Source organism: Micromonospora sp. NPDC005707 (assembly GCF_040631005.1).
In the GTDB taxonomy this organism is placed as follows: domain Bacteria; phylum Actinomycetota; class Actinomycetes; order Mycobacteriales; family Micromonosporaceae; genus Micromonospora.
The window spans coordinates 169,886-190,485 of record NZ_JBEXYR010000005.1; the positions used below are offsets into that span (position 1 = coordinate 169,886).

20 protein-coding genes are annotated in these 20,600 nt (G+C 73.6%); 13 read left to right on the forward strand and 7 right to left on the reverse strand.

The features are described from left to right. Positions 1-31 precede the first annotated feature (31 nt). Complete coding sequence (locus ABZ452_RS11300; protein ID WP_357941386.1) at positions 32-1,357, forward strand: MFS transporter; 1,326 nt, start codon at positions 32-34, stop codon at positions 1,355-1,357. A 104-nt stretch (positions 1,358-1,461) separates the two neighbouring features. Next, on the forward strand, positions 1,462-2,718 hold the full coding sequence (locus tag ABZ452_RS11305) for an MFS transporter (protein ID WP_357941388.1): 1,257 nt from the start codon (positions 1,462-1,464) through the stop codon (positions 2,716-2,718). Positions 2,719-3,098: 380 nt separating this feature from the next. On the opposite strand, the gene ABZ452_RS11310 is transcribed toward ABZ452_RS11305, so the two are convergent. The 3 genes from ABZ452_RS11310 to mshA all read right to left on the reverse strand — a co-directional run bounded on the left by ABZ452_RS11310 (position 3,099) and on the right by mshA (position 6,247). Beyond that, on the reverse strand, positions 3,099-4,121 hold the full coding sequence (locus tag ABZ452_RS11310; RefSeq protein WP_357941983.1) for a hypothetical protein: 1,023 nt from the start codon (positions 4,119-4,121) through the stop codon (positions 3,099-3,101). Between the two features lie 181 nt (positions 4,122-4,302). Continuing rightward, entirely contained in the window at positions 4,303-4,836 is a 534-nt protein-coding gene (locus ABZ452_RS11315; RefSeq protein WP_357941390.1) for a YbjN domain-containing protein, read from the reverse strand. A 49-nt stretch (positions 4,837-4,885) separates the two neighbouring features. Next, positions 4,886-6,247: a D-inositol-3-phosphate glycosyltransferase gene (gene mshA, locus ABZ452_RS11320; RefSeq protein WP_357941392.1), complete on the reverse strand. Its 1,362-nt coding sequence runs from the start codon at positions 6,245-6,247 to the stop codon at positions 4,886-4,888. Positions 6,248-6,418: 171 nt separating this feature from the next. On the opposite strand from mshA, the gene ABZ452_RS11325 reads away from it, so the two are divergent. Both ABZ452_RS11325 and ABZ452_RS11330 read left to right on the forward strand, forming a co-directional pair. Next, a complete protein-coding gene (locus ABZ452_RS11325) occupies positions 6,419-7,183 on the forward strand; it encodes an SDR family oxidoreductase (RefSeq protein ID WP_357941394.1) in 765 nt (254 codons plus the stop codon). Between the two features lie 57 nt (positions 7,184-7,240). Next, positions 7,241-8,023, forward strand: a complete 783-nt coding sequence (locus tag ABZ452_RS11330) for a class I SAM-dependent methyltransferase (protein WP_357941396.1) — start codon at positions 7,241-7,243, stop codon at positions 8,021-8,023. Between the two features lie 177 nt (positions 8,024-8,200). Here ABZ452_RS11330 and ABZ452_RS11335 read toward each other — a convergent pair whose 3' ends face one another. After that, complete coding sequence (locus ABZ452_RS11335; RefSeq protein WP_357941398.1) at positions 8,201-9,292, reverse strand: UDP-N-acetylmuramate dehydrogenase; 1,092 nt, start codon at positions 9,290-9,292, stop codon at positions 8,201-8,203. Positions 9,293-9,362: 70 nt separating this feature from the next. On the opposite strand from ABZ452_RS11335, the gene ABZ452_RS11340 reads away from it, so the two are divergent. The 8 genes from ABZ452_RS11340 to ABZ452_RS11375 all read left to right on the forward strand — a co-directional run bounded on the left by ABZ452_RS11340 (position 9,363) and on the right by ABZ452_RS11375 (position 17,319). Next, positions 9,363-10,118, forward strand: a complete 756-nt coding sequence (locus tag ABZ452_RS11340; protein ID WP_357941400.1) for a maleylpyruvate isomerase family mycothiol-dependent enzyme — start codon at positions 9,363-9,365, stop codon at positions 10,116-10,118. A 198-nt stretch (positions 10,119-10,316) separates the two neighbouring features. Then, complete coding sequence (locus tag ABZ452_RS11345; protein WP_357941402.1) at positions 10,317-11,627, forward strand: ABC transporter substrate-binding protein; 1,311 nt, start codon at positions 10,317-10,319, stop codon at positions 11,625-11,627. 70 nt (positions 11,628-11,697) lie between these two features. Then, entirely contained in the window at positions 11,698-12,687 is a 990-nt protein-coding gene (locus ABZ452_RS11350; protein WP_357941404.1) for a sugar ABC transporter permease, read from the forward strand. Then, positions 12,684-13,517, forward strand: coding sequence for a carbohydrate ABC transporter permease (locus ABZ452_RS11355; RefSeq protein WP_357941406.1), 834 nt, complete (start codon positions 12,684-12,686; stop codon positions 13,515-13,517). The genes ABZ452_RS11350 and ABZ452_RS11355 overlap by 4 nt, the downstream gene beginning before the upstream one ends. Then, on the forward strand, positions 13,514-14,881 hold the full coding sequence (locus tag ABZ452_RS11360; RefSeq protein ID WP_357941408.1) for a GH1 family beta-glucosidase: 1,368 nt from the start codon (positions 13,514-13,516) through the stop codon (positions 14,879-14,881). The genes ABZ452_RS11355 and ABZ452_RS11360 overlap by 4 nt, the downstream gene beginning before the upstream one ends. 19 nt (positions 14,882-14,900) lie before the next feature. After that, positions 14,901-15,908 (forward strand): LacI family DNA-binding transcriptional regulator, encoded by a 1,008-nt coding sequence (locus ABZ452_RS11365; RefSeq protein ID WP_357941410.1) that lies wholly within the window; start codon positions 14,901-14,903, stop codon positions 15,906-15,908. Positions 15,909-15,979: 71 nt separating this feature from the next. Next, positions 15,980-16,372, forward strand: a complete 393-nt coding sequence (locus tag ABZ452_RS11370) for a RidA family protein (RefSeq protein WP_357941985.1) — start codon at positions 15,980-15,982, stop codon at positions 16,370-16,372. 41 nt (positions 16,373-16,413) lie between these two features. Further along, positions 16,414-17,319, forward strand: a complete 906-nt coding sequence (locus ABZ452_RS11375) for a GNAT family N-acetyltransferase (protein WP_357941412.1) — start codon at positions 16,414-16,416, stop codon at positions 17,317-17,319. On the opposite strand, the gene ABZ452_RS11380 is transcribed toward ABZ452_RS11375, so the two are convergent. Together ABZ452_RS11380 and ABZ452_RS11385 are read right to left on the reverse strand one after the other, a co-directional pair. Then, positions 17,316-17,831 (reverse strand): O-acetyl-ADP-ribose deacetylase, encoded by a 516-nt coding sequence (locus tag ABZ452_RS11380; protein WP_357941414.1) that lies wholly within the window; start codon positions 17,829-17,831, stop codon positions 17,316-17,318. The genes ABZ452_RS11375 and ABZ452_RS11380 overlap by 4 nt on opposite strands. 1 nt (position 17,832) lies before the next feature. Then, complete coding sequence (locus ABZ452_RS11385) at positions 17,833-18,627, reverse strand: EI24 domain-containing protein (RefSeq protein ID WP_357941416.1); 795 nt, start codon at positions 18,625-18,627, stop codon at positions 17,833-17,835. 65 nt (positions 18,628-18,692) lie between these two features. Between ABZ452_RS11385 and ABZ452_RS11390 the strand changes: the two genes are divergently transcribed. Further along, complete coding sequence (locus ABZ452_RS11390; protein WP_357941418.1) at positions 18,693-19,682, forward strand: YafY family protein; 990 nt, start codon at positions 18,693-18,695, stop codon at positions 19,680-19,682. Here the strand turns inward: ABZ452_RS11390 and ABZ452_RS11395 are convergent. After that, the gene (locus tag ABZ452_RS11395; RefSeq protein ID WP_357941420.1) at positions 19,673-20,587 is read right to left on the reverse strand and encodes an SDR family oxidoreductase; all 915 of its coding nucleotides are present in this window, start codon (positions 20,585-20,587) and stop codon (positions 19,673-19,675) included. The genes ABZ452_RS11390 and ABZ452_RS11395 overlap by 10 nt on opposite strands. Between the last annotated feature and the right edge of the window lie 13 nt (positions 20,588-20,600).

A 20,600-nucleotide genomic window follows, 5' to 3' on the forward strand; every position in this document is an offset into this window, starting at 1 on the left:
GATCGGTCATTACCTAAACGGGGGCGCGGGGATGCGGTCGGTGCGGGGCTGGTTCGGGGACACCACAGGCGGGCTGCCGAGGACCTTCTGGTACCTCTGGACCGGCACCCTGATCAACCGCCTCGGCTCGTTCGTCCTGGTCTTCCTGGCCATCTACCTCACCCAGGAGCGCGACTTCTCCGCCTCGCAGGCCGGCCTGGTCATCGGGCTCTGGGGCGTGGGCGGCGCGGTCGGCACCACGGTCGGCGGCACCCTGACCGACCGGTGGGGACGCCGTCCCACGCTGCTCACGGCGCACCTCGGCGCGGCCACCATGATGGTGGCGCTCGGTCTGGCCCGGCCGCTCTGGGCGGTGGCGCTCGGGGCGCTGCTGCTGGGCACCTTCGCCGAGGCCGCCCGGCCCGCGTTCGGCGCCATGATGGTCGACGTCGTGCCGGAGAAGGACCGCCTGCGCGCCTTCTCGCTCAACTACTGGGCCATCAACCTGGGCTTCGCCTGCGCCGCGGTGCTGGCCGGCATCGCCGCCCAGTCCGGCTACCTGCTGCTCTTCCTGGTCGACGCGGCGACCACGCTGGTCACCGCGCTGATCATCTTCACCCGGGTCGGTGAGACCCGGTCGCCGCAGGCGGGGCCGGTGAGCAAGGGCGCGGCGGCTCCCCCGGGCGCCCTGCGCACGATCCTCGGCGACCGGGTGTTCCTGGGCTTCGTGGCGCTCAACCTGTTCGGCGCGCTGGTCTTCCTCCAGCACATCTCGATGCTGCCGATCGCCATGGGCGACTCCGGGCTGAGCCCGGCCACGTACGGCTCGGTGATCGCGCTCAACGGGGTGCTCATCGTGGTCGGCCAGCTCTTCGTACCCAAGCTGATCAAGGGCCGGAGCCGCTCGCACGTGCTGGCGCTCGCCGCGCTGGTGATGGGCGCCGGGTTCGGGCTGACCGCGTTCGCCGAGACCGCCTGGCTCTACGGCCTCACCGTGCTGATCTGGACGGTGGGCGAGATGCTCAACTCGCCGTCCAACGCCACCCTCATCGCCGAGCTGTCCCCCGCCGCGCTGCGCGGCCGCTACCAGGGCGCCTTCTCGCTCTCCTGGCAGCTCGCCGGCGCCACCGCGCCGATCCTCGGCGGCCTGGTCCGGGAGCACGCCGGCAACACCGCGCTCTGGCTCGGCTGCGCCGTGATCGGCGCCGTCATGGCGGTGGCCCACCTGATCTCCGGTCCGGCCCGGGAGCGGCGCGCGGCGCGGCTCCGCACCGCGGGCACCCTCGTCACCCCGGTCACCGTGGTCCGGACCCCGGTGCCGGAGGCGGCCGAGGCCGCGGCCACCGCGCCCGCCGAGCCGGTCCGCGCCGCCTCCTGAGGTACGCCATTCGGCGGTGGTGACCAGCGCCACCAGGCGAACGCCGGGGCGGGCCACTACGGTCAGCAGGGCGGATCGGTTAACAAACTTTCCCAGGAGGACGGGTGCGCGGCCTGCGGCGCTGGTGGGACGACACGGCCGGCGGGCTCCCCGCCACCTTCTGGTACCTCTGGTCCGGCCTGCTGATCAACCGGGCCGGCGCGTTCGCCATGCTCTTCCTGTCGCTCTACCTGACCGCCGCGCGGGGCGCCTCGGCGTCGCTCGCCGGCCTGGTCGTCGGTGCGTACGGGGCCGGTGGTGCGGCCGGCACCCTGCTCGGCGGGGTGCTGGCCGACCGGTGGGGCCGGAGGGCCACCCTGCTCGCCGCCCACCTGGTCGCGGCCGGGCTCATGGTGGCGCTGGCGTTCAGCCGGGACCTGGCGGTGATCGCCGTGCTGGCCGCGCTGGTCGGGATGGTGCATTCGATGCCCAGCCCGGCGTTCGTCGCCGCCATCGTGGACGTGGTGCCCGAGGCCCGCCGCTCCCGCGCGTTCAACCTGCAGTTCTGGGCGTTCAACCTGGGCATGGCGGTGGCCTCGCTGCTGGCCGGGGTGCTCGCCGAGGCCAGCTTCCTGGCGCTGTTCCTGGTCGACGCCGCGGCGACCCTGGCGGCGGCCGTGGTCATCGCGCTGAAGGTCCCGGAGACCCTGAGCCGCCGCCCGGCGGTCACCCTGCGCGCGGTGGCGGGCCGGCGGCCCGGGCTGCACACCGCGCTGACCGACCGCACCTTCCTGACCTTCGTCGGGCTGACCTTCCTCCTGGCCGTGCTCACCATGCAGACGTCGACGATCATGCCGCTGGCGATGCGGGGCGACGGCCTGCGCCCCTCGGCGTACGGACTGGTGGTGGCTCTCGGCGGGGCGCTGATCGTGGTCGGGCAGCTCTTCGTGCCCCGGCTCATCGAGCCCTACCGGAAGTCGACCGTCCTGGCGGTCTCCACCGGCCTGATGGCGCTCGGCTTCGGGGCGCTGACCGTCGCCGACGGCCTGCCGCTCTACCTGGGCGCGGCGGTGGTGTGGACGGTCGGCCAGATGCTCGCCGCGCCGCCGAACGCGCAGATCAACGCGGATCTCGCCCCGCCCGAGCTGCGCGCCCGCTACCAGTCGGTGTTCTACCTGACCTTCCCGGCCGCGTCCTTCGTGGCGCCGGCGCTGGGCGGGCTCAGCCTCCAGCACCTCGGTGAGCGGCACTGGCTGGTGGTGGGCGCCCTGGGCCTGGTCGCGGCGGCCGGTCACCTGCTGGCCGGGCCGCCGCGGGAACGCCGGGTCGCCGCGCTGCGGGCCGCGGCGGAACGGTCGGAGACGGTGTCGGCGGGGCGCTGAGCGTCCCCGGAAACGGCTCGAGCGCCCACCACGACCCCCGTCGTGATGGGCGCTCGCACCGTACGCCCGGCGGCGGCGGGCGACCCTCACCCCCGTAAGCGTCGCCCGCTCGCGCCGCCGGTTCCTCGGGTGGCACCGTCCCCCAACGGTGGGCTCCACCCGATCCCTCGCACCTCGCTTGCGCGGATCTGATCGATCCGCCGCTCCCCCGAACGATTCCAAGCGTGGCGCGGTGCAATAAAGTTAGTTCGCCCGGATTCCGGATTCAACCTCGATTGCTGTCTTGCCCGTCACAGCACCCGTGTCGGAAATCCGGCTGTCCCTGCTCCGGTCTCTTCCATGGCCAACAAGCGAATCCCCGCCGGCCATTCCCCTAAACCTCAGCCGTCCTCGCGATTCGGGTTCTCGGTCCGGAAGAAGTTGCTCTGCCGGCCGTCCCGCAGCTGCTCCTGGTAGATCAGGTTCAGGCCGCGCAGGTCGAACGTCCGGAACCAGTCGTCCCAGCTCACCTCGCGGATCCGGCTGCTCTCCCGGTATCCCGGGATGTTGAACGTCAGCACGCCGGGGCGGTCGCCACGCTCGGTGCCGGCGATCGTGGCCGGCTTCGCGTTGCGGGCCCGGGCCCAGCGCTGGATGACCTCGTGGTTGGTCGTCACCAGGCTCCGCCCGGGACGCTCGGGGCGATCGTCCAGCGACATGATCTGCTGGGACGAACCCACCGATCGCGACGCCGACCGGCCACTCCGGATCTGGGTGGCCGTTGCGGCCGTACCCCGTGCCAGGGCCGGCCCGGGAGCAGCTGCCGCCTTCCTCGCCGGCGCCGCCTTCGCGCGGCCGGCCGCCGTCTTCTTCGCCGGGGCCGCCTTCGCCCGCGCGCCTACGGTCTTCTTCGCCGGGGCCGCCTTCGCCCGCGCGCCCGCGGCCTTCTTCGCCGGCGCCGCCTTCGCCCGAGCGCCCGCCGCCTTCTTCGCCGGCGCCGCCTTCGCCCGCGCGCCTACGGTCTTCTTCGCCGGCGCCGCCTTCGCCCGCGCGCCTACGGTCTTCTTCGCCGGCGCCGCCTTCGCCCGGGCGCCCGCCGCCTTCTTCGCCGGCGCCGCCTTCGCCCGAGCGCCCGCTGCCTTCTTCGCGGGCGCCGCCTTCGCGCGGGCGCCGGTGGCCTTCGCGGCCGGTGCCGCCTTGGCCCGCGACGGTGCGGTCCGGCGCGCCGCGGTCGTCTTCTTCGCCGCGGCCGTCTTCTTCCTGGCCGCCGGCCGGCCGGCCGGGCCGGTGCTCTTCCGGGCCGCCCCGCCCTGTTCGGACCGCAGCGTCCGGACCATGGTCTTCACCAGGTCCGGCTTGCGCATGGCGGAGATCCCCGAGACCCCGCGCCGACGCAGCTGGCCCCGGATGTCGTCGACCTTCATCCGGGAGATCTCGGATTCGTTGATGCCCGGGGTGTTCGCCGTCTGGTTGCCCGGCTTGCGTTTGGTCGCAGTCGTGCCGCGACTTGAGCTGTTGCGCTGAGCCATGGGACACGCTCCTCGACAGTCCGTCCTCGGCACGCGGTGGGTCCCAAGTGCCGCACCGCGCGGTGCGGCATACCCGTCAGGACGGGTCCGAACCTCCGGCGGCCGAGCCGGCCGGGGCCGAGGGCTCGAAGAGGTGGGCGAACGCGGCCAGGTTGGCCGTCGACTCGCCCCGCTTGACCCGCCACTCCCACTCCCGGCGGATGGCGGTGCCGAAGCCGATCTCCAGCATGCTGTCGAAGGACTCGTCGGCGTAGGTCAGCACGGCCCCGAGCAGGCGGTCCAGCTCGTCCTCGTCGATCCCGGTGAGGTTGACCCGCCCGGTCAGGTAGACGTCGCCGACCGCGTCGATGGAGAAGGACACCCCGTACATCCGGGCGTTGCGCTGGAGCAGCCAGGCCCACAGCTCCTCGCGGCGCTCGTCGGGCTGGCGCATCACGAACGCCTCGACCCGCAGGGCGTGCTCGCCGACGATCAGGTTGCAGATCGTCTTGAGCTTGTGGGTGCCCGGCAGGGTGACCGCGTACGACGTCTCGCCGGTGGACTCCCACTCCAGCTCGCGTTCGGCGCAGACGGCCTCGATCAGCGCGGCGACCTCACTCCTGCGGCTCATCGCACCCACTCTACGGCCGGCCACCGGAGGCCGCCGGGCACGGCGGCGCTCACCAGGAACAGGTGAGGGCGGGGTCGCCGAGCCGGCCGGCCAGCCGCACCCGGTGCTCGGCCATCGCCTCGCCGTAGACGGCGAGCAGGCCGGAGACCGTGCGCTGCCAGGAGAAGTCGCGGGCGTGCCGCTGGGCGCCCCGGGCCAGGGTGGCCCGGCGCAGCCGCTCGGGCAGCAGGCGGGCCAGCGTACGGGCCCAGTCGACCGGGTCGTGGCCGTCGATGAGGACTCCGCTGACGCCGTCCCGGACGGCGGTGACCAGCCCGCCCACGGCGGCGGCCAGCACCGGCGTGCCACACGCCTGGGCCTCCAGGGCGACCAGCCCGAACGACTCGTTGTGCGAGGGCACCGCGACCAGGTCGGCCGCGCGGTAGAGGGCGGGCAGGTCGTCGCCGGTCTGCGGCGGGAGGAACCGCACCCGGTCGGCGACGCCGAGCGAGCCGGCCAGCTCGATGAGCGCGGTGGGCCGGTCCAGCCCCGTGCCGCTCGGGCCGCCGCAGATCACCACGGTCACCTCGTCGGCGAGTGCGGGCTCCCGCTCGCGCAGTGCCGCGACCGCCCGGATCAGCACGTCCGGGGCCTTGAGCGGCTGGATCCGGCCGACGAAGGCCACCACGTAGCCGCCGGTCGGCAGGCCGAGGCGGCGGCGGGCCGCCAGCATCGCCGCATCCCGGTCGCCCGGGGCCGGGCGGAACCGGTCCAGGTCCACACCGGGCTCCACCACGGTCACCCGGGCCGGCTCGGCGTCGTACCGGTCGATGAGGTCGCGGGCCTCGACCCGGGTGTTGGCGATCAGCCGGTCGGACTCGGCGACCACCTGCTCCTCGCCGATGACGCGCGCCTTGGGCTCGGGCCGGTCCCCGGCGGCGAGCCGGGCGTTCTTGACCTTGGCCAGGGTGTGCGCGGTGTGCACCAGCGGCACGCCCCAACGCTCCTTGGCCAGCCAGCCCACCTGCCCGGAGAGCCAGTAGTGCGAGTGGATCAGGTCGTAGTGGCCCGGCGGGCGGGCCGCCTCGGCGCGGAGCACCCCGGCGGTGAAGGCGCAGAGCTGGCCGGGCAGCTCCTCCTTGGTCAGCCCCTCCAGGGGGCCGGCGGTGACGTGCCGGACGCTCACCCCGGGCGCCATCTCGACCACCGGCGGCAGGTCGCCGGAGGTGGCCCGGGTGAAGATCTCCACCTCGACGTCGGCCTCGGCCAGCCGCCGGGCGACCTCAAGGATGTAGACGTTCATGCCGCCGGCATCGCCCGTGCCGGGCTGGTGCAGCGGCGAGGTGTGCACGGAGAGGGTGGCGATCCGGCGCGGCCGCGGCCACGGCAGGGCACCTCGCTGACGACCGATACCGGTGTGCAATTCCGCCACGTCCGCTCCCTCTGTCACGGTTGATGCCGTCCCGCACGACCGGCGCTTCTCGGTCAACCTCCGCGCCGGATGTCATCTTCCCCATCGGGCTTCGGAAATGCGTCGCGGCGGGTCCCGGGCGTGACGGACCTCATCACCGCGCGGAGCGGTGCGCCGGGTGAGAATGACCGGATGACCTCAGTCGCCATCGTCACCGGTGCGTCCAGCGGGATCGGCGCGGCCACCGCCCGCCGGCTGGCCGCCGAGGGTTTCCACGTGCTCGCCGCCGCGCGGCGTACCGACCGGCTGGCCGGCCTGGTCGCCGAGATCGAGGCGGCCGGCGGCGCGGCCACCGCGGTGGAGTGCGACGTGACCTCCGACGGGTCGGTCGCCGGCCTCGCCGCCGCGGCCGCCGCCGCGCCCGGCCCGGTCACCCTGCTGGTGAACAACGCCGGTGGGGCGCGCGGCCTCGACCCGGTGGAGTCCGCCGACGTCGGCGACTGGCAGTGGATGTACGACGTCAACGTGCTGGGCACGCTCCGCGTCACCAAGGCGCTGCTGCCGGCGCTGGAGGAGTCCGGCGCCGGCACCATCGTGATCGTCAGCTCCACCGCCGGGCACGTCGTCTACGAGGGCGGCGGCGGCTACACGGCGGCCAAGCACGCGCAGACCGCGATCGCCGGCACCCTCCGGCTGGAGCTGTGCGGCCGCCCGGTCCGGGTGATCGAGATCGACCCGGGCATGGTCAGGACCGAGGAGTTCGGCCTGGTCCGCTTCGGCGGCGACGCCGATCGGGCCGACGCCGTCTACGCCGGGGTGGCCGAACCGCTGGTCGCCGAGGACGTGGCCGACTGCGTCGCCTGGTGCGCCACCCGACCGCACCACGTCAACATCGACCAGCTCGTGGTCCGCCCGCTGGCCCAGGCCGCCCAGCACAAGGTGCACCGGACCGCGTGAAGCGCGAGGAGTGAGCCGGGCCTGCGAGCCCCGCAGTCGCGAACGGGGAGGGTGCTGATGGTCCGGCCGCTCGGGGCTGTCACCCGGGGCACGACGAATCCGAACCGGCTCCGGCGGGTCGACAACTGGATCGCCGCGACCTGCGGCGACGCGCTGCGCGCCGCCGCCGACCCCCTCGTGGTCGACCTGGGCTACGGCGCCACCCCGGTGACCGCCGTCGAGCTGCGGGCCCGGCTGGCCGCCGCCGTCCGCGCCGACGTCCGGGTGGTCGGGCTGGAGATCGATCCGGTACGCGTGGCCGCCGCCCAACCGGCCGCCGACCCGCCCGGGCTCACCTTCGCCCGGGGCGGCTTCGAGCTGGCCGGGTTGCGTCCCGCCCTGGTGCGCGCGTTCAACGTGCTGCGCCAGTACGACGAGAGCCAGGTGGCCTACGCCTGGCGCGCGGTGACCGGACGGCTCGCTCCGGGCGGGCTGCTGGTCGAGGGCACCTGCGACGAGTTGGGGCGGCTCGGCGCCTGGGTGCTGCTCGACGCCACCGGCCCGCGCACGCTGACCCTGGCCGCGAAGCTCACCACCCTGGAGAGCCCGGCCCAGCTCGCCGAGCGGCTGCCCAAGGCGCTGATCCACCGCAACGTCCCCGGCGAGCCGATCCACGACCTGATCCGGGCCCTGCAGAGCGCCTGGCACTCCACCGCCGGCTACGCCCCCTTCGGCCCCCGCGACCGCTGGACCCGAACGGTCGCCGCGGTGCGGGCGGCCGGCTGGCCGGTCCTGGACCGCCCCCGCCGCTGGCGCCTGGGCGAACTCACCGTCCCCTGGCCCACCATCGCGCCCACCTGACCCCTCGCCGGCCCCCGCGCCCTCGCCGGCCCCCGCGCCCCCGACGCCCGCGCCGCCCACGCCGCCCACGCCGCACCGGCGATCATGAAGTTAACGGCATTTTCTGTCCTGTTTGTCGCCACTAACTTCATGATCACCGGCCCGATGGGCGGGGTGGGGCCAGCCCAGGGAGGGGGGTCAGATGGCGCAGTTGATCAGGACGGGTTCGGGGTGGAGGGTTACCGCGAAGCGGGCCTGGACGCCGTCGCGGATCTCCCGGGCCAGGGTGATCAGGGCTGCCGTGCTGGCGGTGCCCGTGTGGTTCGTGAGGGCCAGGGTGTGCTTGCTGGAGATGGCGACGCCCTCGGGGCCGGTGTGGCCCTTGCCGAAGCCGGCCTTGTCGATCAGCCAGGCGGCGCTCAGCTTGACCGTGTCCCCCGGGCACGGCCAGGACGGCGGCTCGCCCAGGTCGGCGGCACGCTCCCGCAGCCGCTCGTACGCCTCCCGCTCCAGCACCGGGTTGGTGAAGAACGAGCCCACCGACCAGGTGTCCGGGTCCTCCGCGTCGAGCACCATGCCCTTGCCGGCGCGCAGCCGCCGCACGGTGGCCCGGGCGTCCGCCAGCGGCACCCGGTCGCCCACCTCGACGCCGAGCGCGCGGGCCAGCTCGGCGTAGCGCACCGGGCCGGAGAGCGGGGAGCGGGTGAGCCGGAAGTCGACCGAGAGCACCACCCAGCGGTCGCTGTACTTGAAGATGCTGCCCCGGTAGGCGAACCCGCACTCCGCCGCCGGGATCCGGACCACGGCGCGCCGGGTGCGGTCGTACGCCTCCACGGCGGTGATCGTCTCGGCCACCTCCTGGCCGTACGCGCCGACGTTCTGGATCGGGGTGGCGCCGGCGGAGCCGGGGATGCCGGAGAGGCACTCCAGCCCGGACCAGCCGCGCTCGACGGTGGCGGCGACCAGGTCGTCCCAGGGCTCGCCGGCCTCGACACGTACGGTGACGGTGTCGGCGTCCTCGGCGACCACCTGGAAGCCCCGGGAGCGGATCAGCACGACGGCGCCGGGGAAGCCCTGGTCGCCGATCACCACGTTGCTGCCGCCGGCCAGCAGCAGGACGGCCTGCTCCCGGGCCTCCGCCTCCTGGACCTTCCGGACGATCTCGTCGGCGCTGGTGGCGATCTCCAGCCGCCCGGCGGGGCCGCCGAGGCGCAGCGTGGTGTAGCGCGCCAGGGTGGCCGGGTCGGTCGGGTCGGCTCCGGTCGTCGGTTCGGCGTAGACGTCTGACACGCCTCTCACCCTAGGCTGAGGGGTAGCCGCGGCACCCACTGGTGGCCCGGTCACCCCCGGGAGGATTGCGATGAGCAGACTGCACGGCACGAAGGACTTCTGGATCGGCGCGTTGCGGACGGAGGGTCCCGCCTTCGCCGCCGCCGTCGCGGAGGCGCCCCCCGAGACACCGGTGCTGTCCTGTCCCGGCTGGACGGTCTCCGACCTCGCCCACCACCTCACCCGGATGTACGTCTGGGCCCGCACGGTGCTGACCGCCGGGACGGCCAGCCGCCCGGAGCGGCACGACCCGGAGCCGCCGGCCGGCCTCACCTCGGCGCAGTGGTACGGCCAGGAGTACGAGCGGCTCATGGCGCTCTTCGAGGGGCTGGACCCGGAGGCCCCGGCGTGGAACTTCGCCCCGCAGCCGAAGAAGGCGGCCTTCTGGCCGCGCCGGGCGGCGCACGAGACCGCGGTGCACCGCTGGGACGCCCAGCTCGCCATCGGCGCGGGTGAGCCCATCGAGGCCAAGCTCGCGGCCGACGGGGTGAGCGAGGTGCTGGACACCTGGCTGCCGGCGGGCCGGCGGATCCAGCCCGGCCAGTGGCACGGGGTGGTCCAGCTGACCGCGACCGACGCCGCCCAGGAGTGGTACCTGCGGCTGCGCGGCGAGGGGATGGCCCTGCTGGACACCGCGACGATTCTGGACCACGACGAGCACCACGCCCGCGCGCAGGTCACCGGCACGGCCAGTGACCTGCTGCTGGCGGTGATGGGCCGGATCAGCTTCGACGCCCTCGGGGTGGCCGGCGACCGCCGCCTGCTCGACGGTCTGCGGGTGGGCTGACCCCACCGGGGGGTCGTGCGGGACATCGGGCGGAGAGCGGCGTTTCCCACCGGAGCGCCACTCTCCGCCTTTTTCCGGACGCTCTGAGAGCGCTCTCTTGACACGGTCGGAGGTAGCCACCACCCTGTCGTGAGAGCGCTCTCTGAGTACCGGAACCGCCCGCCACCACCCGATACACCTAGAGGGGTCAGATAAGAGATGGTCACCTTCACGCGCCGCCGCCTGGCTGCGGTGGCCCTGGTCGCCACCACCGCGCTGCTGGGCGCCACCGCCTGCGGGGGCGGTGACGACGAGGCCGCCGCCGGTGGCCCGGTCACGCTCACCGTCGACGTCTTCGGCCAGTTCGGCTACGAGGAGCTCTACAAGGAGTACATGGCCAGCCACCCCGACGTGAAGATCGTCGAGCGGGGCACCGGCAGCAACCTGGACGAGTACTCGCCGAAGCTCACCCAGTGGCTCGCCGCGGGCAAGGGCGCGGGCGACATCGTGGCCATCGAGGAGGGCCTGCTGGTCGAGTACAAGGCCAACCCGCAGAACTTCGTCAACCTGCTCGACCACGGCGCCGCCGACCTGAAGGGCAACTTCCTGGACTGGAAGTGGAACCAGGGGCTCACCGCCGACGGCAAGCAGCTCATCGGCCTCGGCACCGACGTCGGCGGCATGGCCATGTGCTACCGCAAGGACCTGTTCGCCAAGGCCGGGCTGCCCACCGACCGCGAGGCCGTCTCGAAGCTCTGGCCCACCTGGTCGGACTACATCAGGGTCGGCGAGCAGTTCAAGGCGAAGAACACCGGCGCGTCGTTCCTCGACGCGGCGACCAACACGTTCAACACCATCCTGCTGCAGACCGCCGGCAACACCACCGGCTACAGCTACTACGACACGAGCGACAAGCTGGTCGTCGACAGCAACCCGGCGGTCCGGCAGGCGTACGACACCACCATGGACATCATCGACTCCGGCCTGTCCGGCAAGTACGGGTCGTGGTCGGAGGAGTGGGTCTCCGCGTTCAAGCAGTCGAAGTTCGCCACCATCGCCTGCCCGGCCTGGATGACCGGTGTCATCGAGGGCAACGCCGGCCCGGGCGCCAAGGGCAAATGGGACATCGCCCAGGTCCCCGGCAACGGCGGCAACTGGGGCGGCTCCTTCCTCGCGGTGCCGAAGCAGAGCAAGCACCAGGCCGAGGCGATCGAGCTGGCGAAGTTCCTGACCAGCGCCAAGGGCCAGATCGGCGCGTTCAAGGCCAAGGGCCCGCTGCCCTCCTCGCCGCAGGCGCTGGCGGACCCGGCCATCGTCGACTCGACGAACGCGTACTTCTCGACGGCGCCGGTCGGCCGGATCTTCGCCGAGGGCGCCAAGAACCTGAAGCCGGTCTACATGGGCCCGAAGAACCAGGCCGTCCGCACCGAGGTGGAGAACGCGGTCCGCTCGGTGGAGCTGGGCAAGCGCAGCCCGGAGCAGGGCTGGACCGACGCGGTCGGTAACGCCACGAAGGCCGCTGCCAAGTAACCCGAGCCAGGCGTGCGGGCGGTCCCCGGTCGACGGGTGCCGCCCGCACGGCGGAAAGGAGTCCCGGGCCATGGCAGTCCAGCTCGACGCCCGCCCGCCGGTCGCACCGGCGCCCGGCACCACCCGCCCCTGGAGGGGCGCCCGGCTCAGCCGGTTCGACACGAGGTACTCGCCCTACCTGTACGTCGCCCCGTTCTTCCTGCTCTTCGGGGTCTTCGGGATCTACCCGCTGGCCTACACCTTCTGGGTCTCGCTGCACGACTGGGACCTGCTCGGCGCCGACCACCCGTTCGTCGGGCTCGACAACTACAGCGAACTGCTGGCCGATCCGGACTTCTGGCACTCGGTCGTCAACACCCTCGGCATCTTCGTCATCTCCACGGTCCCCCAGCTGCTGCTCGCGCTCTGGCTGGCCAACCTGCTCAACCGGCAGCTCCGGGCCCGGACCACCTGGCGGATGGCGGTGCTCATCCCGAACGTCACCTCGACCGCCGCGGTGGCGATCGTCTTCGCGGTGCTCTTCGGCCGCGACTTCGGGATGATCAACTGGCTGCTCGACCACGTCGGCGTCGACGCGGTCGACTGGAAGGCCAACCGGCTCGCCTCCTGGGTGGCCATCTCCGCCATGGTGGACTGGCGGTGGACCGGCTACAACGCCCTGATCTTCCTGGCCGCCATGCAGGCCATCCCGCGCGACCTCTACGAGTCCGCGGCCATCGACGGGGCCGGCCGGGCCCGGCAGTTCTGGTCGATCACCGTTCCGCTGCTCAAGCCGACGATCATCTTCGCGGTCATCATCTCCACCATCGGCGGCCTCCAGCTCTTCACCGAGCCCCGCCTGTTCAACTCGGGCACCAACGCCATCCGCGGCGGGCCGCTGCGCGAGTCGCAGACGGTGACCATGTACATGTTCGAGAACGCCTTCGCGCCGCACTACAACTTCGGCTACGGCTCGGCGATCGCCTGGCTGCTCTTCGCGCTCATCGCGGTGGTCGCGGCCGTCAACGTCCTGCTCCTCCGCCGGCTGGGCGGCGGCGCCCGCAAGGAGGACTCCCGATGACCCGCCTCTGGTCCGCCGGCCGGCTCACCTACCTGGCGCTGGCCGTCACGGCCCTGATGTCGATCTTCCCGATCTACTGGATGTTCGTGGTGGCCAGCCGGACCAGCGACGCGATGGGCCAGGTCCCGCCCCCGCTCACCCCCGGCGGCAACCTCGGCGCCAACATCGCCCGGCTGTTCACCAACACCGACGCGTACTTCCTCACCGGGCTGATCAACTCGGCGATCGTGGCCGGCACGGTCACCGTCTCCGTGGTCTTCTTCTCCACCCTGGCCGGGTTCGCCTTCGCCAAGCTGCGCTTCCGCGGGCGCAACGCGCTGCTGCTGGTCATCGTGGCCACCATGATGGTGCCCACCCAGCTCGGCGTGATCCCGCTGTACCTGCTCATGACGAAGCTGAACTGGAACGACCGGCTGCCGGCGGTCATCGTGCCGGCCCTGGTCACCGGATTCGGCGTGTTCATGATGCGGCAGTACGCCGGCCAGGCGGTGAGCACCGAGCTGATCGAGGCCGCGCGGATGGACGGCTGCAACACCGCGCGGATCTACTGGAACGTGGTGCTGCCCGCCCTGCGCCCGGCCGCCGCCGTGCTGGGCCTGCTCACCTTCATGACCACCTGGAACGACTTCCTGTGGCCGTACGCGGTGCTGAACGATCCGGAGAACCCGACCGTGCAGCTGTCGCTGCGGGCCCTGTCCGACGGCTACTACCAGGACATGTCCCAGGTGTTCACCGGGACCGCCATCGCCACCCTGCCCCTGCTGCTGGTGTTCGTCGCGTTCGGCCGCCAGATCATCGGCGGCATCATGGAAGGCGCGGTCAAGGCATGACCGAGCTGCGGTTCCCCGAGGGCTTCGTCTGGGGGGCGGCCACCGCCGCGTACCAGATCGAGGGCGCCGCCCGGGAGGACGGGCGCGGCGAGTCAATCTGGGACACCTTCAGCCGTACGCCGGGCCGGGTGTTCCAGGGGCACACCGGCGACGTGGCCTGCGACCACTACCACCGGTACGCCGAGGACGTGGCGCTGATGGCGGAGCTGGGGCTTCGGGCGTACCGCTTCTCGGTCGCCTGGCCCCGGGTCCGGCCCGACGGCACCGGCCCGGTCAACCCGCGCGGCCTGGACTTCTACGACCGGCTGGTGGACACCCTGCTGGCCCGGGGCATCGACCCGTTCGTCACGCTCTATCACTGGGACCTCCCGCAGGCGCTGGAGGACCGGGGCGGCTGGACCGTCCGGGAGACCGCCGAGCACTTCGCCGATTACGCCCTGGCCGTGCACCACCGCCTCGGCGACCGGGTCCGCACCTGGACCACGCTGAACGAGCCGTGGTGCTCGGCCTACCTCGGCTACGGCAACGGGGTGCACGCGCCCGGCGGGCGGGACGCGGGGGCGGCCTTCCGGGCCGTACACCATCTGCTGCTCGGGCACGGCCTGGCGGCCCGAGCGCTGCGCACGGCCGGCGCGGAGGTCGTCGGGATCACCCTCAACCTGGCCGACGTGCGGCCGGCGGACGTCGGGAGCGCGGCGGACGCCGCCGCCGTGCGGCTGGTCGACGGTCTGCAGAACCGGATGTTCCTGGACCCGCTGACCGGCGCCGGCTACCCCGACGACGTGCTGGCCCACCTGAGCCGGATCGTCGAACCGGACTTCCTCCGGGACGGGGACGAGAAACTGATCGCCGCGCCGCTCGACCTGCTCGGGATCAACTACTACTCGCCCACCTACGTGGCCGGCCGGGCGGGCGGCGCCGGGAACACCGCGTACCCGGGCACCGCGGGCAGCGTCGAGTTCCTGCCGCCGGCCGGGCCGCTCACCGACATGGGCTGGAGGATCGAGCCGGCCGGCCTCACCCGGCTGCTGGAACGGGTGGCCGCCGACCACCCGGGGCTACCGCTGATCATCACGGAGAACGGCGGGGCCTTCCCCGACCGGGACACCGACGGGACCGGACGGGTGGCCGACGCCGACCGGATCGCCTACCTCGACGGGCACCTGCGCGCCGCGCACGACGCGGTCGCCCGCGGGGTCGACCTGCGCGGTTATCTCGTATGGTCGTTGCTGGACAACTTCGAATGGGCCGAGGGCTACCGGAAGCGGTTCGGGATCGTCCACGTCGACTACCTGACCCAGCGGCGCACACCGAAGGAGAGTGCCCGGTGGTACCAGGAGGTGATCTCCCGGAACGGGCTGTGACGAAGTGGTGGTGACGGGGATGACGACGGCACAGCGACCGACCCTGGAGGCCGTGGCCAGACGGGCGGGGGTGTCCCGGGCCACGGTCTCCCGCGTGGTCAACGGCTCCACCACCGTGGCCGAGCCCATCCAGCAGGCGGTCCGCCGGGCCGTCGAGGAACTGGGGTACGTCCCGAACCTCGCCGCCCGCAGCCTGGTCACCCAGCGCACCGACTCGATCGCCCTGGTCCTGCCCGAGGCGGCCACCCGCGTCTTCTCCGACGACCAGGTCTTTCCCGGGATCATCCGGGGCGCGGCCCAGGAGCTGGAGGCGGCCGACAAGCAGCTCGTGCTGATGCTGGCCGGCTCGCCCGCCGGGCACGAGCGGGTCGAGCGCTACACCACCGGGCGGCACGTCGACGGCGTGCTGTTCGCCTCCCTGCACGGCGAGGACCCGCTCCCCGGGCGGCTGGCCCAGCTCGGCATCCCGGTGGTGTGCAGCGGTCGCCCGCTGGACGGCGCCGAGGTGCCGTACGTCGACGTCGACCACGTGGGCGGTGTGGCCGAGGCGGTCCGCCACCTGATCGCGAACGGTCGGCGGCGGATCGCCACCATCGCCGGGCCGCAGGACATGGTCGCCGGCATCGAGCGGCTGATCGGCTACCGGGACACGGTCGCCGCGGCCGGCCTGCCGGAGCTGATCGCGTACGGCGACTTCACCCGGGAGTCCGGCACGGCGGCCATGCGGCAACTGCTCGCCGCCGACCCCCGGCTGGACGCGGTGTTCGCGGCGTCCGACCTGATGGCGCACGCCGCGCTGCGCACCCTGCGGGCGGCGGGCCGGCGGGTGCCGGACGACGTGGCGGTGATCGGGTTCGACGACATCGAGACGGCGGCGTACACCGAGCCGCCGCTGACCACGGTGAAGCAGCCGATAGTGGAGCTGGGGCGGGCCATGACCCGGCAACTGCTCCGGATCGCCGCGGGCGAGCACGTCGAGCAGGCGCTGCTGCTCCCCACCGAGCTGGTGGTCCGCGACTCGGCCTGAGCGGACCGACCCCGCTTAACCCGTCGCGGGCGGCGGCAGCCGGGCGCTACGGTCGCCCGGTGACCGGCATCGTGCGTCTGATCCGTGCGCCCCAGCTCTCCGACGTCGCCGAGTACGCGTACGCGGCCGAGGTCGCGCCGCCCGCGCGGCTGATCTTCACGGCCGGGGCCTGCCCGCTGGACGCCGACGGGCGGACCGTCGCGCCCGGCGACCCCGCGGGCCAGGCCCGGCAGGTGCTGGCCAACCTGGAGACGGCGCTGGTCGCGGCCGGCGCCGGGCTCGCCGACGTCGTCAAGACCACGGTGTACGTGGCCAGCGGTGACCGCAGCGACCTGGTGTCCGTCTGGCAGGTCGTCCGGGACGCGTTCGGCGACCACGATCCACCCAGCACGCTGCTCGGGGTGGCCGTGCTGGGCTACCCGGACCAGCTCGTGGAGGTCGAGGCGGTCGCCGCCGTCCGGTAAACCCCTCGCCGGTGGCGGGCGACCGCTCTAGGGTCGGCCGGATGACCGACGACCTGATCCGACCTGCCCGCCCCGAGGACGCGCCCGGTGTGGTGGCGCTGCGCGCCCTCGTCCACCCCTACCTGGTGCGCGGCGTCGAGTCGACCCGACGCATGATCGCCCAGCCGCCGCCCGGTGAGGACTGGGCCGCCTGGGTGGCCGAGGTGGACGGGCAGGTGGTGGGCTGGGTGTCGGCGTACCGGAACACCCAGACCTCCGCGGCGGGCGTCGGGGAGGTCGCGACGCTGCACGTCCATCCGGCGCACCGGCTCCGGGGAATCGGCACGGCCCTCCTCGACGCCGCGCTCGGCCACCTGCGCCTGCTCGACGTGAAGCGGCTGCTCACCTGGTCCCAGCCCGGGTCGCTGGCGTTCGCCCGCCGGCACGGCTTCACGCCCAGCCGCGAGCTGCGCTACTCCGCGCTCGACCTCCAGCCGGCCCCGCCGATGCCCGAGCCGCCGCCCGGCGTTCGGCTGCTGTCGGCCGCCGAGGTTGACCCGCGCCGGATCCACCGGGTGGACGCCGAGGCCTCGCTGGACGAGCCGGGCGACGTACCGACCGACGCGCTCGGCTATGACATCTGGCACCACGAGGTCTGGGAGAACGTGGGCCTGGACCGGGACGCCAGCACGCTGGCCGAGGTGGACGGCACGCTGGCCACCGTCAGCCTGGTCAAGCGGGACGGCGACCGGATGTGGTCGGACTTCACCGGCACGGTCCCCGCACACCGGGGGCGCGGCCTGGCCCGGCTGGCGAAGCAGGCGGCGCTGCACCGGGCCGCCACCTCCGGGGTACGCACCGCGTACACCTCGAACGACGAGGCGAACGGGCCGATGCTGGCCATCAACGCCCGGCTCGGCTACCGGCCGGTGGGCAGCCAGTGGTCCTGCCTGCGCGACCTCGACTAGCGCCCGGCGGCGACCCGGACGGCGGTCGCGTAGGTGTCCGCGCCGAAGAGCACGAGCCGGGCCTCGACGACATACGCCGGGGTGGCCGCGTGCAGCACGGCCAGCGCCTGCGCCACCGCGTCCTCGACCGGCCAGCCGTAGATACCGGCGGAGATCAGCGGGAAGGCGACGCGCGCCGCGCCCAGGTCGTCGGCGATCCGGAGGCTGCTGGCGTAGCAGTCGCGCAGCAGCACCGACCGGTCCTCGCGCGGGGAGAAGACCGGCCCGACGGTGTGCACCACCCAGCGGGCCGGCAGGTGACCGCCGGTGGTGGCGACCGCCTGGCCGGTCGGCAGGCCGTCCGGGTAGCGGGAGGCGCGCAGCGCCCGGCACTCCTTGAGGATGGCCGGCCCGCCGGCGCGGTGGATCGCGCCGTCCACACCCCCGCCGCCGAGCAGCGAGGAGTTCGCCGCGTTGACGATGGCGTCGACCTGCTGCGTGGTGATGTCCCCCTCGATCAGGACCGTCTCCATGTCACCCCTCCTCGACGACGGACTGCCCGAGCGACCGGCGGGCCAGCAGGGTGGCCCCGGCCACGGCGGCCGGCATGACCAGCACCGCCCCGAGCGGGATCAGGAAGCAGACGAAGACCGCCACCCCGAAGCCCAGGGTGGTCGGCCGGTCCGCCCTGAGCAACGACCGCCGCTCCGGCAGTCGCATGCCGCGCCGGTAGAACGGCGCGCCGACCAGCTCCAGGGCGAGGAACCAGCCGCCCACCAGGGCGCCGACCACCGGGACCACCGTCTGACCGACCACCGGGATGAAACCGGCCACGAAGAGGGGTACGCCGACCAGCGCGGAGATGGCGACCAGGCGCAACGAGTCGAGGATGCTGCGCCGCAGCGACGCCCAGAACGGCACCTCGACCGCGCCGGGCGTGCCGCCGAGGCGGTCCTCCACCCGCTCGGAGATCTTCTCGTAGAACGGGTCGCCCACAGCCAGGGTGACCGCCGTGAAGGTGAGCACCCCGAGCAGGCCGGCCAGCCCGACGACGGCGAGCCCGGCCACCACCCGGACCAGGCTGCGCCAGGTCCCCGACCAGTCGTCCGCGAACGGGGTGACCAGCGCGGCCAGGTCGTCCACGAAGTACAGCAGGGTGGCGAACAGGGCCACGAACAGCGCGCCGGTGATCAGCGCCGGCACGATCCCGAGCAGCATCAGGCCGGGGCTGCGGACGTAGAGGCCGAGACCGCGCAGCAGCAGGCCGGCGCCGGCGAGGAAACGGGTGACGGCGCCGGTCACGGGCGCGGCGAGGCGGGGTGCGTCCACGACGGCACAGCCTAGTGGCCGATCGCATCCCGGTCCGGTCCCGCGCCGGAGGGCAGGATGGGTGGGTGCGCGCGTCCCGGTTGATCTCGTTGGTGCTGCTGCTTCAGGCGCGGGAGACGATGACCGCGGCCGAGCTGGCCCGCGAGCTGGAGGTCTCCGAGCGCACGGTCTACCGGGACGTGCTGGCGCTCTCCGCCGCCGGGGTGCCGGTCTACGCCGACCGCGGCCGGGCCGGCGGCTACCGCCTGCTCGGCGGCTACCGGACCCGGCTGACCGGGCTGACGCGGGACGAGGCGGAGGCGCTCTTCCTGGCCGGGCTGCCCGGCCCGGCCGGCGACATGGGGCTGGCCGACGCGGTGGCCGGCGCCGAGCTGAAGGTGCTCGCCGCGCTGCCGCCGAGCCTGCGGGACGCGCCGGCCCGCGCGGGCCAGCGGTTCCATCTGGACGTGCCGGGCTGGTTCCGGGAGTCCGACCCGCCGCCGTGGCTGGCCGAGCTGGCCCGGGCGGTCTGGCGGGACCGGCAGGTCGAGCTGCGCTACCGGCGCGGCGACCGGGAGGTGACCCGGTCGGTCGCGCCGTACGGGCTGGTGCTGAAGAACGGCGTCTGGTACCTGGTCGGGCGGGTCGGTGCCCGGTGGCGGACCTACCGGGTGGACCGGGTGGTCGGCGTCGAGGTCGGCGGGGAGGGCTTCGAGCGGGACGAGGGCTTCGACCTGGGGGCGTACTGGCGGGAGCAGGCCGAGGCGTTCCTGCGGGACATCCTCCGGGCCGAGGTCACCGTGCGGCTCAGCCCGGCCGGGCTGCGCGCGCTGCGGCACCTGGTCGACGCCCCGTTCGTCCACGCCGAGGCGGTCGCCGCCGCGGGCCGGCCCGACGGGCAGGGCCGGGTGGTGCTCCGGTTGCCCGTCGAGTCGGTCGAGGTGGCGTACGCCCAGCTGCTGTCCCTCGGCCCCGAGGTGGAGGTGCTCGACCCGCCCGAGCTGCGGGCCCGCTGCGCCGAGGCGGCCCGCCGCGCGGCCGCGCTCTACGCCGGGGACGGAACCGGTCAGCGGTAGCCGGCGTCGTTCGCCGGTTTGCCCGGCCGGACCACCTCCTCGTAGTAGCGCGCCCAGTGCGGGCGGGTGCCGTCGAGGTCGGTGAAGCCGTACACCTGGGCCAGCCCGCCGCTGTCCACGGACTTCCCGTTCCACCGGGCCCGGTCCGGGTCGGCGGCCAGGGCGGCCACGGCGCGCCCGACGAAGGCCGGCGTCTCCGACATGACGAAGTGCGGGTCGGTCGCCGCGCCGTCACGCCAGGTCGCCTCGGTGACGCCGAAGTGCTCCAGCATCGCCTCCGACCGCAGCCAGCCGGGGGTGAGCGCGACCGCCGTGGCACCGTGCGGCGCCAGCTCGTGCGCCTGGCTGAAGGCGAGCCGGTTCACCGACACCTTGGCCAGGTCGTAGAAGACCGAGAGCCGGTACTCGGTGTCGTTGTACTCCTTGGTCCCGTCGCCGATCTCCACGACCAGGCCGCCGGGGTTGCGGATCAGCAGGGGCAGGGCGAAGTGGCTCGTGATGATGTGGGTGTCCACGGCCAGCCGGAGGGTGCGGAAGCCGGCGTCCAGGGGTTGCTCCCAGACCGGCTTCTCCCAGGTGATCAGCGGGTCGGCGCCCCAGATGTCGTTGACCAGCACGTCGAGGCGGCCCTGCTCGGCGTCGATCCGCGCGACGAGGCGGCGGACCTGCTCGGGGTCGAGGTGGTCGACGGCGACGCCGATGCCGGTGCCGCCCGCGGCGGTCACCAGCTCGGCGGTCTCCTCGATGGTCTCCGGCCGGCCCATCTCGGAGCGTCGCTCGCGGGTGGAACGGCCGGTGGCGTAGACGGTGGCCCCGGCGGCGCCGAGCTGGACGGCGATCTGCCGCCCGGCACCCCGGGTCGCGCCGGCGACGAGCGCGATCTTCCCTGTCAGCGGTGTCGTCATGGGACCACCGTGG